The organism is Geopseudomonas sagittaria (genome assembly GCF_900115715.1).
Classification (GTDB): Bacteria; Pseudomonadota; Gammaproteobacteria; order Pseudomonadales; family Pseudomonadaceae; genus Geopseudomonas; species Geopseudomonas sagittaria.
Genome location: NZ_FOXM01000001.1, coordinates 118,934 through 132,604, shown reverse-complemented (window position 1 = coordinate 132,604; position 13,671 = coordinate 118,934). Strand labels below are relative to the sequence as shown.

Annotated in this window: 12 protein-coding genes; all 12 read left to right on the top strand. The window is 68.2% G+C overall.

Annotated features, from left to right (window positions below; genetic code table 11):
- Positions 1–281 precede the first annotated feature (281 nt).
- From mraZ to BM297_RS00560, 12 genes are read left to right on the top strand one after another with little or no spacing between them, the layout of a single operon-like run.
- The gene (gene mraZ / locus BM297_RS00615; protein WP_092427249.1) at positions 282–737 is read left to right on the top strand and encodes a division/cell wall cluster transcriptional repressor MraZ; all 456 of its coding nucleotides are present in this window, start codon (positions 282–284) and stop codon (positions 735–737) included.
- A gap of 1 nt (position 738) precedes the next feature.
- Positions 739–1,683 (top strand): 16S rRNA (cytosine(1402)-N(4))-methyltransferase RsmH, encoded by a 945-nt coding sequence (gene rsmH / locus BM297_RS00610; protein ID WP_092427246.1) that lies wholly within the window; start codon positions 739–741, stop codon positions 1,681–1,683.
- Positions 1,680–1,973, top strand: coding sequence for a cell division protein FtsL (ftsL, locus tag BM297_RS00605; protein WP_092427243.1), 294 nt, complete (start codon positions 1,680–1,682; stop codon positions 1,971–1,973). Before rsmH ends, ftsL begins: the two co-directional genes overlap by 4 nt.
- Entirely contained in the window at positions 1,970–3,706 is a 1,737-nt protein-coding gene (locus tag BM297_RS00600; protein ID WP_092427240.1) for a peptidoglycan D,D-transpeptidase FtsI family protein, read from the top strand. The genes ftsL and BM297_RS00600 overlap by 4 nt, the downstream gene beginning before the upstream one ends.
- Entirely contained in the window at positions 3,706–5,172 is a 1,467-nt protein-coding gene (locus BM297_RS00595; protein ID WP_092427236.1) for a UDP-N-acetylmuramoyl-L-alanyl-D-glutamate--2,6-diaminopimelate ligase, read from the top strand. The genes BM297_RS00600 and BM297_RS00595 overlap by 1 nt, the downstream gene beginning before the upstream one ends.
- Entirely contained in the window at positions 5,165–6,541 is a 1,377-nt protein-coding gene (locus BM297_RS00590; protein WP_092427233.1) for a UDP-N-acetylmuramoyl-tripeptide--D-alanyl-D-alanine ligase, read from the top strand. Before BM297_RS00595 ends, BM297_RS00590 begins: the two co-directional genes overlap by 8 nt.
- On the top strand, positions 6,542–7,624 hold the full coding sequence (mraY, locus tag BM297_RS00585; RefSeq protein ID WP_092427230.1) for a phospho-N-acetylmuramoyl-pentapeptide-transferase: 1,083 nt from the start codon (positions 6,542–6,544) through the stop codon (positions 7,622–7,624). It abuts the gene before it with no gap.
- A 6-nt stretch (positions 7,625–7,630) separates the two neighbouring features.
- Entirely contained in the window at positions 7,631–8,992 is a 1,362-nt protein-coding gene (gene murD, locus BM297_RS00580; protein WP_092427227.1) for a UDP-N-acetylmuramoyl-L-alanine--D-glutamate ligase, read from the top strand.
- Positions 8,992–10,206 (top strand): putative lipid II flippase FtsW, encoded by a 1,215-nt coding sequence (gene ftsW, locus BM297_RS00575; RefSeq protein ID WP_092427224.1) that lies wholly within the window; start codon positions 8,992–8,994, stop codon positions 10,204–10,206. The genes murD and ftsW overlap by 1 nt, the downstream gene beginning before the upstream one ends.
- Positions 10,196–11,266 carry an undecaprenyldiphospho-muramoylpentapeptide beta-N-acetylglucosaminyltransferase gene (murG, locus tag BM297_RS00570; protein WP_092427221.1) on the top strand — a complete coding sequence of 357 codons (1,071 nt, stop codon included), beginning with the start codon at positions 10,196–10,198 and terminating at the stop codon, positions 11,264–11,266. The genes ftsW and murG overlap by 11 nt, the downstream gene beginning before the upstream one ends.
- On the top strand, positions 11,259–12,725 hold the full coding sequence (gene murC / locus BM297_RS00565) for a UDP-N-acetylmuramate--L-alanine ligase (RefSeq protein WP_092427218.1): 1,467 nt from the start codon (positions 11,259–11,261) through the stop codon (positions 12,723–12,725). Before murG ends, murC begins: the two co-directional genes overlap by 8 nt.
- Complete coding sequence (locus tag BM297_RS00560) at positions 12,722–13,669, top strand: D-alanine--D-alanine ligase (protein ID WP_092427216.1); 948 nt, start codon at positions 12,722–12,724, stop codon at positions 13,667–13,669. Before murC ends, BM297_RS00560 begins: the two co-directional genes overlap by 4 nt.
- Positions 13,670–13,671 lie beyond the last annotated feature (2 nt).

Below are 13,671 nucleotides of genomic sequence, written 5' to 3'. Positions count from 1 at the left end.
TGCCCGCCCTTTTTAATTCCAAAATGCTATTGCCCTTCATGAAGAACTTTAAGTTCGGGGCGTGGCCCCTTGCTGCTAATTGACTTTATCCCTCGGATTCACTGTCCCTCAATTTCCGTCTGTCGGCCTCCTCTCTAAGTTGCGGTCCAGTAAGGGTTTTTCCTGTGGGGCCCGCCTTGACTGGGTCAAGGGGGGGTTCCTATAGTGTGTGAGGGTGGGGGAAAGTGGGTGAAAGTGGATTTATCAGCTATATAAGGCTGTCCACTGGGGGAGTTGCCGTCGTGTTTCGCGGAGCCAATGCCATAAGTCTTGACGCCAAGGGTCGTCTGACGATGCCGAGCCGGTATCGCGACGAGTTCATGGCGCGCTGTGCTGGCCAGCTCATCGTGACTATCGATGCCGTCGATCCCTGCCTGAGCGTTTATCCCCTGACCGAATGGGAATTGATCGAGACCAAGCTGCGCGAGTTGCCGTCGCTGCGCGAAGAGAACCGCCGTTTGCAGCGCCTGCTGATCGGCAATGCGGTGGATCTGGAGTTGGATGCGGCGGGGCGCTTTCTGGTGCCACCGCGGCTGCGTGAGTACGCGGGGCTGGATAAGCGCGCGGTACTGGTCGGCCAACTCAACAAGTTCCAGTTGTGGGACGAGCAAGCCTGGGATGCGCGCTGCGCGGAGGATCTCCAGGCCATCAAGAGCCCCGGCGGTCTGCCGGACGAATTACTCAACCTGACTCTTTGATATGAATGCAGCCACTTTCAGCCATGTAACCGTCCTGCTCCACGAAGCCGTAGAGGCGCTTGCCGTGCGCGCGGAGGGCTGTTACCTGGATGGCACCTTCGGGCGCGGCGGCCACAGCCGCGAAGTGCTGCGTCAACTCGGTCCGGGCGGACGCCTGCTGGGCTTCGACAAGGACCCGCTGGCGATCGCCACCGGTCTCGAGCTGGCCGCCGAGGACAGTCGCTTCCAGATCGTCCAGCGCAGCTTCGCCGAGCTCGGCGATGAAGTGGCGGCCCGCGGCCTGCAGGGCAAGGTCGATGGGGTCCTGCTCGACCTCGGCGTGTCCTCGCCGCAACTGGACGATCCCGAGCGTGGCTTCAGCTTCATGAACGACGGTCCGCTGGACATGCGCATGAACCCGGATGCCGGGGTCAGCGCGGCCGAGTGGATCGCCACCGCCAGCGAGGAGGAAATCGCCCGGGTGTTCTACGAGTACGGCGAGGAGCGCTTTTCCCGGCGCATGGCGCGGGCCATCGTGCAGCGCCGCGCCGAGCGCCCGTTCACCCGCACCGCCGATCTGGCCGAAGTGATCACCGTGGCCAATCCGGCCTGGGAGAAGGGCAAGAATCCGGCGACCCGCGCCTTCCAGGGCCTGCGCATTCATATCAACAACGAGCTGGGCGATCTCGAGCGCGGCCTCGAGGCGGCGCTCGAGGCGCTCGCGGTCGGCGGCCGCCTGGTGGTGATCAGCTTCCACTCGCTGGAGGACCGCATCGTCAAGCAGTTCATGCGCCGTCAGGTCAAGGGCGAGACCGACAACCTGCCGCGCGACCTGCCGGTGCAGGTGGCGAAGTTCGATCCGCGCCTCAAGCTGCTGGGCAAGCCGCAGTACGCCTCGGCGGCCGAACTCAAGGTCAATCCGCGCTCGCGCAGCGCGGTCATGCGCGTGGCGGAGAAGCTGCGATGATCCCGCGCACCAGCGACAGCATGCCCAGCGGCAGTCTGCTGATGCTGGTGCTGTTCGGCATCGTGCTGGCCTCGGCCGTGGCCGTGGCGTGGAGCGCGCACTGGAACCGTCAGCTGCTCAATCAGCTGTACGCCGAACTCAGCGTGCGCGACAAGGCACAGGCCGAGTGGGGCCGGCTGATCCTCGAACAGAGCACCTGGACGGCCCACAGTCGCATCGAGACGCTGGCCAGCGAGCAGCTGCAGATGCGCATCCCCGAGCCGGGCGAAGTACGGATGGTGGCGCCATGATCAGCCTCGATGGCGCCCTCTACCCCTGGCGCTTCCGCCTGGTGATCGCGGTCCTGCTGGGTATGGTCGGGGTGATCGCCTGGCGCATCGTCGACCTGCACGTGTTCGACCACGACTTCCTCAAGGCCCACGGCGATGCGCGCAGCGTGCGGCACATCCCGATCCCGGCGCATCGCGGGCTGATCACCGATCGCAATGGCGAGCCGCTGGCAGTCAGTACTCCGGTGATCACTCTGTGGGGCAATCCCAAGGAACTGATGCGCAAGCGCGAGCAGTGGCCGGCGTTGGCGGCTGCACTGGGGCAGGATGTCGAGGTGCTGAGTCGGCGTCTGCAGCAGAATGCCGGGCGCGAGTTCCTCTACCTGGCGCGCGGGCTGACCCCCGAGCAGGGCGAGGCGGTGCTCGCCCACAAGATTCCCGGGGTCTACAGCCTCGAGGAGTTTCGCCGTTTCTACCCGGCCGGTGAGGTCACCGCCCATATGGTTGGCTTCACCGACATCGACGACCGCGGTCGCGAAGGGGTCGAGCTGGCCTTCGAGCAGTGGCTGGCGGGTGTGCCGGGGCAGCGCGAGGTACTCAAAGACCGCCGCGGGCGACTGATCAAGGACGTCGGCGTGGCACGCAACGCCAAGCCGGGCCGCGAGCTGGCGCTGTCCATCGACCTGCGCCTGCAGTACCTGGCGCACCGCGAGCTGCGCAACGCGTTGGTGGAGAACAAGGCCAAGGCTGGCAGTCTGGTCATCCTCGACGTGCAGACCGGCGAGGTGCTGGCGATGGTCAACCACCCGACCTACAACCCCAACAACAAGCGCACCCTGCAGCCGCAGGCGATGCGCAACCGGGCGATGATCGACGTGTTCGAGCCGGGCTCGACGGTGAAGCCGATCTCGATGCTGGCGGCGCTGCAGAGTGGGCGCTGGCAGCCCACCGATACCGTCGAGGTCTACCCGCACAGCCTGCGCATCGGCCGCTTCACCATTCGCGACGTGTCCCGCGGCGGCGGCCCGGTGCTCGACCTGGCCGGCATCCTGATCCGCTCCAGCAACGTGGGCATCAGCAAGATCGCCTTCGATATCGGCGGCGAGTCGATCTATCGCGTCATGCAGCAGGTCGGCCTCGGTCAGGACACCGGCCTCGGCTTCCCCGGCGAGCAGGTCGGCAATCTGCCCAACCACCGCAAGTGGCCCCAGGCGGAAACCGCGACCCTCTCCTATGGCTACGGCCTGTCGGTGACCGCGATCCAGCTGGTGCATGCCTATGCCACCATCGCCAACAATGGCCGCATGGTGCCGCTGAGTCTGGCGCGGGTCGATCAGGCGGCGAGCTTCACCCAGGTGGTTCCCGAGGAGGTGGCCAAGACCGTGCAGGGCATGCTGCAGCAGGTGGTCGAGGCCCCTGGCGGCGCCCACCGCGCCCAGGTGCCCGGCTACCACGTCGCCGGCAAGAGCGGTACCGCGCGCAAGACCAGCGCGGGCAGCAAGGGCTACCAGCAGAATGCCTACCGCTCGCTGTTCGCCGGCTTCGGGCCGACCAACAACCCGCGCCTCGCCGCCGTGGTGGTGATCGACGAGCCGGGGGGCGAGGGCTACTACGGTGGCCTGGTTTCCGCCCCGGTCTTCAGCAAGGTGATGGCCGGCGCCCTGCGCTTGATGAACATAGCTCCGGACAACCTGCCGCCGCTGCCTGAAGTGCAGCAGGCCGCCACGGTGTCCGGCAATGGAGGACGCGGCTGATGCCGATGAGTCTGCTCAAGATGTTTCCCGAGGCGCGGCGTGACGCGCTGATTCGCGAGTTGAGCCTGGACAGCCGGGCCCTGCGTCCGGGCGACCTGTTTCTGGCCATTCCCGGCCACCACAGCGATGGCCGGGCCTACATCGCCGATGCCATCGCCCGGGGGGCCGCGGCGATTGCCTACGAGGCCGAAGGCGCGGTGGCTATCCCGCCGTCCGAGGCGGTGGTGATGGTGCCGGTCAAGGGCCTGGCGGCTCAGTTGTCGGCGATTGCCGGACGCTTCTACGGCGACCCCAGTCGCAGCCTGGAGCTGGTCGGGGTTACCGGCACCAACGGCAAGACCAGCGTCAGCCAACTGCTCGCCCAGGCGCTCGACCTGCTCGGCCAGCGTTGCGGTCTGATCGGCACCCTGGGCGTCGGCTTCCACGACAACCTGCAGAGCGGTCGCCACACCACTCCCGACCCGCTGGCGGTGCAGGCCCAGCTGGCCCGCCTGAAGCAGGCTGGGGCCAAGGCGGTGGCGATGGAAGTGTCGTCCCACGGCCTGGACCAGGGCCGGGTCGAGGGGCTGGACTTCGACGTGGCGGTGTTCACCAACCTGTCGCGCGACCATCTCGACTATCACGGCGACATGGCGACCTACGGCGAGACCAAGGCGCGCCTGTTTGCCTGGCCGGGCCTGTGCTGTCGGGTAATCAATCTCGACGACCTGTTCGGTCGCCAGCTGGCTGGGCGCGAGGCGCCGTCGCGGCTGATCAGCTACAGCCTGATCGACCCGCAGGCGACGCTGTACTGCGCCGAAGCCGAGTTCAGCGAGGCGGGCGTGCGCGCCCGCCTGGTGACCGCCCAGGGCGACGGCCTGCTGGTCAGCCCGCTGCTGGGGCGCTTCAACCTGAGCAACCTGCTGGCGGTGGTCGGTGCACTGATGGGTCTGAACCATCCGCTGGACGAGATTCTCCATGTCCTGCCGCAGCTGCAGGGGCCGCAGGGGCGCATGCAGCGCCTCGGCGGCGGCGCCCAGCCGCTGGTGGTGGTGGATTACGCGCACACCCCGGATGCCCTGGAAAAGGTCCTCGAGGCGCTGCGCCCGCACACCCGTGGCCGCCTGCTGTGCCTGTTCGGCTGCGGCGGCGACCGTGATCGCGGCAAGCGCCCGCTGATGGCCGCCGCGGTCGAGGGGCTGGCCGACGGCGTCTGGGTGACCGACGACAACCCGCGCAGCGAGCCCTGCGCGCAGATCATCGCCGACATCCGCGCCGGCTTCCGCGAGCCCGAGCGGGTGCACTTCGTCCCCGGTCGTGGCGCAGCGATTGACCAGCTGATCGCGGCGGCCACGGCCGACGACGTGATCCTGCTGGCCGGCAAGGGCCACGAGGATTACCAGGAAATCGACGGGGTGCGTCACCCGTTCTCCGATATCGAACAGGCCGCCGCTGCGCTGGCCGCCCGCGAGGTGCAGGATGCTTGAAGCCTGGATGCTGAGCAGTGTGCTGGGAGCACTGAAGGGAAAACTGGCCGGGGCCGATGCCTTCTTCAGTGGCGTGAGCATCGACAGTCGCTCGATCGAACCCGGGCAGCTGTTCGTCGCCCTCAGCGGCGAACGCTTCGACGGCCACGACTATCTCGAGCAGGTGGCCAGCAAGAGTGCCGCCGCGGCGCTGGTGGAGCATGAGGTCGAGGAGGTCGAGCTGCCGCAACTGGTGGTCGCCGACACCCGTCTGGCCCTTGGCCGGCTCGGCGCGCTGAATCGCGCCGCGTTCCGTGGCCGGGTGGCGGCGGTCACCGGTTCCAGCGGCAAGACCACGGTCAAGGAGATGCTCGCCAGCATCCTGCGTGCCGACCACGGCGGCGACAGCGAGGCGGTGCTGGCCACCCGCGGCAATCTCAACAACGATCTCGGTGCGCCGCTGACCCTGCTCGAACTGGCGCCGCAGCACCGCAGCGCGGTGATCGAGCTGGGCGCCTCGCATGTCGGCGAGATCGCCTATACCGTCGGCCTGACCCGTCCGCAGGTGACCATCATCACCAACGCCGGCACCGCGCATGTCGGCGAGTTCGGCGGACCGGAAAAGATCGTCGAGGCCAAGGGCGAGATTCTCGAGGGGCTGGACGCCGACGGCGTGGCGGTGCTCAATCGCGACGATCCGGCCTTTGCCCGCTGGGCGCAGCGCGCCGGCGCGCGCCGCGTGCTGAGCTTCGCCCTGCACGCCCCCGCCGATTTCACCGCCCGCGACCTGGGCCGCGACGCCCGCGGCTGCCCGGCCTTCACCTTGGTCGGTCCGTTCGGCGAGCGGCGCATCCAGCTCAACCTGCTCGGCGAGCACAACGTGGCCAACGCCCTGGCCGCGGCGGCGGCTGCCCATGCCCTCGGCGTGGCGCCGGCAGCGATCCGTGCCGGGCTGGAAAACCTGCAGCCGGTCAAGGGTCGCGCCCTGGCACAGCTGGCGCCGTCTGGAATGCGGGTTATCGACGACAGTTACAACGCCAATCCCGCGTCAATCAAGGCGGCGATTGATATACTGGCCGGCTTTTCCGGACGCACCGTCCTGGTGCTCGGCGACATGGCCGAGCTGGGCGCCTGGGCCGAGGCGAGTCACCGCGAGGTGGGCGCCTATGCCCGTGGCAAGGTCTCGGCGCTGTATGCCGTTGGTCCGCAGATGGCCCATGCGGTCAGTGAGTTCGGTACCGGCGCGCGACATTTTGCCGATCAGGCTGAACTGATTGCCGTGCTGGCTGCCGAACAGTCTCCGGAAACCACCCTGTTGATCAAAGGCTCGCGCAGCGCGGCGATGGAAAACGTCGTGGCTGCGTTCTGTGCCAGTGCTGGAGAACACTAAATGCTGCTGCTGTTGGCCGAGTATCTGCAACAGTTCCACAAAGGCTTCGCGGTCTTTCAGTACCTGACCATGCGCGGGATCCTCGGCGTGCTCACCGCGCTGGCCCTGTCGCTGTGGCTGGGTCCCTGGATGATCAACACCCTGCGCAGCCGCCAGATCGGCCAGGCGGTGCGCGACGACGGTCCGCAGTCGCACCTGTCGAAGAAGGGCACGCCGACCATGGGTGGCGCGCTGATCCTGTCCTCCATCGCCATCAGCACCCTGCTGTGGGCCGACCTCGCCAACCGCTACGTGTGGGTGGTGCTGGCGGTGACCCTGCTGTTCGGCGCCATCGGCTGGGTCGACGACTACCGCAAGGTGATCGAGAAGAACTCCCGCGGCCTGCCGAGCCGCTGGAAGTATTTCTGGCAGTCGGTGTTCGGTCTCGGCGCCGCGCTGTTCCTCTACCTGACCGCTGCCACCCCGGTGGAAACCACCCTGTTCCTGCCGCTGCTGAAGAACATCGAGATCCCCCTGGGGATCCTCTTCGTGGTGCTGACCTACTTCGTCATCGTCGGCTCGAGCAACGCGGTGAACCTCACCGACGGCCTCGACGGCCTGGCAATCCTGCCGACGGTGCTGGTCGGCGGCGCCCTGGGCATCTTCTGCTACCTGGCGGGCAACGTGCGCTTCGCCGAATACCTGCTGATTCCCTACGTGCCGGGCGCCGGCGAGCTGATCGTGTTCTGCGGCGCGCTGATCGGTGCCGGCCTGGGCTTCCTGTGGTTCAACACCTATCCGGCCCAGGTATTCATGGGCGACGTCGGTGCCCTGGCCCTCGGCGCCGCGCTGGGCACCATCGCGGTGATCGTCCGCCAGGAGCTGGTGCTGTTCATCATGGGCGGGGTGTTCGTCATGGAAACCCTGTCGGTGGTGATCCAGGTCGCCTCGTTCAAGCTGACCGGGCGCCGGGTGTTCCGCATGGCGCCGATCCACCACCATTTCGAACTCAAGGGCTGGCCCGAGCCGCGGGTGATCGTGCGCTTCTGGATCATCACCGTGGTGCTGGTGCTGATCGGCCTGTCCACCCTGAAGCTGAGGTAATCGCAGATGACACTGATTGCTTCCGACCAGTTCCGCATCGTCGTCGGTCTCGGCAAGAGCGGCATGTCGCTGGTGCGCTTCCTCGCCCGCCAGGGCGTGCCCTTCGCGGTGGTCGACACCCGCCCCAGCCCGCCGGAACTGTCCACCCTGCAGGCCGAGTATCCGCAGGTGGAAGTGCGCTGCGGCGCGCTGGACGTCGACTTCCTCTGCCGCGCTAGCGAGCTGTACGTCAGTCCCGGTCTGCCGCTGGCCACCGCGGCGCTGCAGGAAGCGGCGGCCCGCGGCGTGAAGCTGTCCGGCGATATCGACCTGTTCGTGCGCCATGCCCAGGCGCCGATCGTCGCCATCACCGGCTCCAACGCCAAGAGCACCGTGACCACCCTGGTCGGCGAAATGGCCGCGGCGGCCGGCAAGAAGGTGGCGGTGGGCGGCAACCTCGGCACGCCGGCGCTGGATCTGCTCGCCGATGACGTCGAGCTGTACGTGCTCGAGTTGTCCAGCTTCCAGCTGGAAAGCACCGAGCGGCTGAATGCCGAGGTGGCCACCTGCCTGAATGTCAGCGATGACCACATGGACCGCTACAGCGGCCTGCAGACCTACCATCTGGCCAAGCACCGGGTGTTCCGCGGTGCCCGCCAGGTGGTGATCAATCGCCAGGATCCGCTGTCGCGGCCGCTGATCGCCGACCAGGTGCCGTGCTGGAGCTTTGGCCTGGACAAGCCGGACTTCAAGTCCTTCGGCATCCTCGAGGAGGGCGGCGAGAAGTTTCTCGCCTTCCAGTTCTCCAGGCTGATGCCGGTAGGCGAGCTGAAGATCCGTGGCGCCCACAACCAGGCCAACGCCCTGGCGGCGCTGGCCCTCGGTCATGCCGTCGGCCTGCCGCTGGCGCCGATGCTGGATACCCTGCGCGGCTTCACCGGGCTGGCCCACCGCTGCCAGTGGGTGGGCGAGCGCGCCGGGGTGACCTACTACGACGACTCCAAGGCGACCAACGTCGGTGCCGCCCTGGCGGCGATCGACGGTCTGGGCGCGGAGATCGCCGGCAAGCTGCTGCTGATCGCCGGTGGTGACGGCAAGGGCGCCGACTTCACCCCCCTGCGCGCCAGCGTGGCGAAGTACTGCCGCGCGGTGGTGCTGCTCGGGCGTGATGCCGAGCTGCTTGCCGAAGCGCTCAGGGGCGAGGATGGCGAGGCGGTGGTGCCGCTGCTGCGCGTGGCGACCCTTGACGAGGCCGTGCAGCGCTGCGCCGGGCTGGCCGAGGCGGGCGATGCCGTGCTGCTGTCGCCGGCCTGCGCGAGCCTCGACATGTTCAAGAATTTCGAAGAGCGCGGCCGCCTGTTCGCCCAGGCCGTGAAGGAGCTGCCCTGATGCGCGCCCTGCTGCGCCTGAGCCCGTCGCCGCTGCTGAGTCGCCGCGGCGTCGACCTGGACTTTCCGCTGCTGGCGGGGTGTCTGGCGCTGCTCGGTCTCGGCTTCGTGATGGTCTCTTCCGCCTCTTCCGAGGTGGCGGCGGCGCAGTCGGGCAATTCGCAGTACTACATGATCCGCCACCTGATCTACCTGGTCATCGGCTTCGGCGCCGCGGCGCTGGTGCTGCTGGTGCCGGTGTCCACCTGGCAGAAGAACAGCGGCAAGCTGCTGGTCGCGGCGCTGGTGCTGCTGGTGCTGGTGCTGGTGCCGGGCATCGGTCGCGAGGTCAATGGTGCGCGGCGCTGGATCGGCTTCGGCATCGCCAACATCCAGCCTTCCGAGCTGGCCAAGCTGTTCACCGTGATCTATCTGGCGGGCTATCTGGTGCGTCGCCAGGCGGATGTCAGGAGCAGCTGGAAAGGCCTGTTCATGCCGCTGATCGTGCTCGGCCTGATGGCCGGCCTGCTGCTCTCCGAGCCGGACTTCGGCGCCACCGTGGTGCTGGTCGGCGCCGGCATCACCATGCTGTTCCTCGGCGGCGTCAGCCTGTGGCGCTTCCTGCCGATGGTGGCCGGCGTGGTGGTGATCGGCGTGGTGGTGATGACCAGCCAGGCCTATCGCCTCAAGCGCCTGACCAACTTCATCGATCCCTGGGCCGATCAGTTCGGCGCCGGCTATCAGCTCAGCCAGGCGTTGATCGCCTTCGGCCGCGGCGAGTGGCTGGGCGTGGGCCTGGGCAACAGCGTGCAGAAGCAGTTCTACCTGCCCGAGGCGCACACCGACTTCGTCTTCGCCGTGCTCGCCGAGGAGCTGGGCATGGTCGGTGCGCTGCTCACCGTGGCGCTGTTCGTGCTGGTGACCCTGCGTGCCCTGTACCTCGGTCTGTGCGCCGAGAGGGACCAGCAGTACTTCTCCGCCTATGTGGCCTACGGCCTGGCGATCCTGTGGATCGGCCAGTTCCTGATCAACATCGGCGTGAACGTCGGCCTGCTGCCGACCAAGGGTCTGACCTTGCCGTTCCTCAGTTACGGCGGCAGTTCGCTGGTGGTCTGCTGCATCAGCCTGGCCCTGCTGCTGCGCATCGACTGGGAACGGCGCAACCAGCTGGGAAATGCCGAGATGGAATTTACCGAAGAGGATTTTGCCGAGGAGGAGCCGCGCCATGCCCGGTAATGTCCTGATCATGGCCGGCGGCACCGGTGGCCACGTGTTCCCCGCGCTGGCCTGCGCCCGCGAGTTCCAGGCGCGCGGCTACGCCGTGCACTGGCTGGGCACGCCGCGCGGCATCGAGAACGAGCTGGTGCCGCAGGCCGGGCTGCCGCTGCACCGTATCGAGATCAGCGGCCTGCGTGGCAAGGGAGCGCTGTCCCTGCTCAAGGCGCCGCTGCAGATCGTCAAGGCGCTGTGGCAGGCGCGCCGGGTGCTGCGCGAGCTGCAGCCGGTGTGCGTGCTGGGCATGGGCGGCTTCGTCACCGGCCCCGGCGGCATCGCCGCCCGGCTGGCCGGCGTGCCGCTGATCATCCACGAGCAGAATGCCGTGGCCGGTACCGCCAACCGCAGCCTGGCGCCGTTCGCCAGCCGGGTCTGCGAGGCCTTTCCGGAGACCTTCGCCGCCAGCGCCAGGCGGCGTACCACCGGCAATCCGGTGCGCGAGGAGCTGTTCCTCGAGACGCCGCGGCAGGACCGCGCCGGACGTCCGGCGCGCCTGCTGGTGCTCGGCGGTAGCCTCGGCGCCGAGCCGCTGAACAAGCTGCTGCCGGCGGCGCTGGCCCAGGTCGGCGAGACGCTGCGTCCGCAGGTCTATCACCAGGCCGGCAAGCAGCACGCCGAGTTGACCCGGGCGCGCTACGCCGAGGCCGGTGTCGACGCCGAGGTGGTGCCGTTCATCCGCGACATGGCCCGCGCCTACGCCTGGGCCGACCTGGTGATCTGCCGCGCCGGCGCGCTGACGGTCAGCGAACTGGCCGCCGCCGGCCTGCCGTCGCTGCTGGTGCCGCTGCCCCACGCGATCGACGACCACCAGACCCGCAATGCCGAATATCTGGCCAAGGCCGGCGCCGCCGTGCTTTTGCCGCAACATGCCACTGACGCGGCCGGGTTGGCCGCGCAGCTGACCGAGGTCCTGATGCACAGTGAAAAACTCGTGGCCATGGGCACCGTCGCCCGCCGCCTGGCCAAGCCCGATGCCACCCGCGTGGTGGTGGACATCTGCCTGGAGGTGGCCCATGGCTGATGCGCCTCTCAACAGCAACGCGGCCGAAGTGCGCCGCATGCGCCGTATCCGCCGCATCCACTTCGTCGGCATCGGCGGGGTGGGCATGTGCGGCATCGCCGAGGTGCTGCTCAACCTCGGCTACCAGGTGTCCGGCTCCGACCTCAAGGCTTCGCCGGTGACCGCGCGGCTGGAAAGCTTCGGCGCGCAGATCTTCCTCGGCCACCGCGCCGAGAACGTCGCGCAGGCCGACGTGCTGGTGGTGTCCAGCGCCATCAATCCGGCCAACCCGGAAGTCGCCCAGGCCCTCGAGCGGCGCATCCCGGTGGTGCCGCGCGCCGAGATGCTCGCCGAGCTGATGCGCTACCGCCACGGCATCGCGGTGGCCGGCACCCACGGCAAGACCACCACCACCAGCCTGCTCGCCTCGGTGTTCGCCGCCGCCGGCCTCGATCCGACCTTCGTCATCGGCGGCCGCCTGAATGCAGCCGGGACCAACGCCCAGCTCGGTGCCAGCCGCTACCTGATCGCCGAGGCCGACGAGAGCGACGCCAGCTTCCTGCACCTGCAGCCGATGGTCTCGGTGGTCACCAACATCGACGCCGACCACATGAGCACCTACGGCGGCGACTTCAACAAGCTGAAGAAGACCTTCGTCGAGTTCCTGCACAACCTGCCGTTCTACGGTCTGGCGGTGCTCTGCGTCGACGATCCGGTGGTGCGCGAGGTCCTGCCGCAGGTGGCCCGCCCGACCGTGACATACGGCTTCGACGAGGGCGCTGACCTGCGCGCCATCAACGTGCGCCAGGAAGGCATGCGCACCTTCTTCACCGTGCTGCGCAAGGACCGCGAGCCGCTCGACGTGTCGGTGAACATGCCGGGCAACCACAACGTGCTGAATGCCCTGGCCACCATCGCCATTGCCACCGACGAGGGCATCGCCGACGAGGCCATCGTCGCCGGCCTGTCCGGCTTCCAGGGCGTCGGCCGGCGCTTCCAGGTGTACGGCGAACTGCCGGTCGAGAACGGCAGCGTGATGCTGGTCGACGACTATGGCCACCACCCGCGTGAAGTGGCGGCGGTGATCAAGGCCGTGCGCGGCGGCTGGCCGGAGCGCCGTCTGGTGATGGTCTACCAGCCGCACCGCTACAGCCGCACCCGCGACCTCTACGAGGACTTCGTCCAGGTGCTCGGCGAGGCCAACGTGCTGCTGCTGCTGGAGGTCTATCCGGCCGGCGAGGAGCCGATCCCCGGCGCCGACAGCCGCCAGCTGTGCCACAGCATCCGCCAGCGCGGCGTACTCGATCCGATCTACGTCGAGCGCGGCGCCGACCTGGCGCCGCTGCTCAAGCCGCTGCTGCGTGCCGGCGACATCCTGCTCTGCCAGGGTGCCGGCGACATCGGCGGCGTCGCTCCGCAACTGATCAACAACCCGTTGTTCGGTGCCCCAGAGGCGGGCGCCGCGAGGAAACCGGCATGACCGACACCCTGTCCCTCAATCTGGATCCCGCCGTTTTTGGTCGCGTCGCCGTGCTGTACGGCGGCCGCAGCGCCGAGCGCGAGGTGTCGCTGAAGTCCGGTGCGGCGGTGCTGGCGGCCCTGCAGGCCGCCGGCGTGGACGCCTTCGGCATCGATGTCGGCGCCGACCTGCTGCAGCGTCTGGCCAGCGAGAAGATCGATCGCGCCTTCATCGTCCTGCACGGCCGCGGTGGCGAGGACGGCAGCATGCAGGGCCTGCTCGAGTGTCTGGGCATTCCCTACACCGGCAGCGGCGTGCTGGCCTCGGCGCTGGCCATGGACAAGCTGCGCACCAAGCAGGTGTGGCAGAGCCTGGGTCTGCCCACGCCGCGCCATGCGGTGCTGGCCAGCGCCGCCGACTGCGAACTGGCGGCCGCCGAGCTGGGCTTCCCGCTGATCGTCAAGCCGGCCCACGAGGGGTCGAGCATCGGCATGGCGCGGGTGGAAAGCTTCGAGCAACTGCTCGAAGCCTGGCAGGCCGCGCGCCGTCACGACCCGCAGGTGCTGGTGGAGCAGTGGATCAGCGGGCCGGAGTTCACCATCGCCATGCTGCGCGGCGAGGTACTGCCGCCGATCCGCCTGGGCACCACCCACAGCTTCTACGACTACGAGGCCAAGTACCTGGCCGACGACACCCGCTACCAGATCCCCTGCGGCCTGGCGGCGGACAAGGAAGAGGAACTCAAGGCGCTCACTGCGCGCGCCTGCGAAGCGGTCGGCACCCGCGGTTGGGCCCGTGCCGACGTGATGCAGGATGCGGGTGGGCAATTCTGGCTGCTGGAGGTCAACACCGTTCCGGGGATGACCGACCACAGCCTGGTCCCGATGGCCGCACGGGCGGCCGGCCTGGATTTCCAGCACCTGGTGCTGGCGATCCTCGCCGACAGCCTGGAGGCAAGGAGCTGATC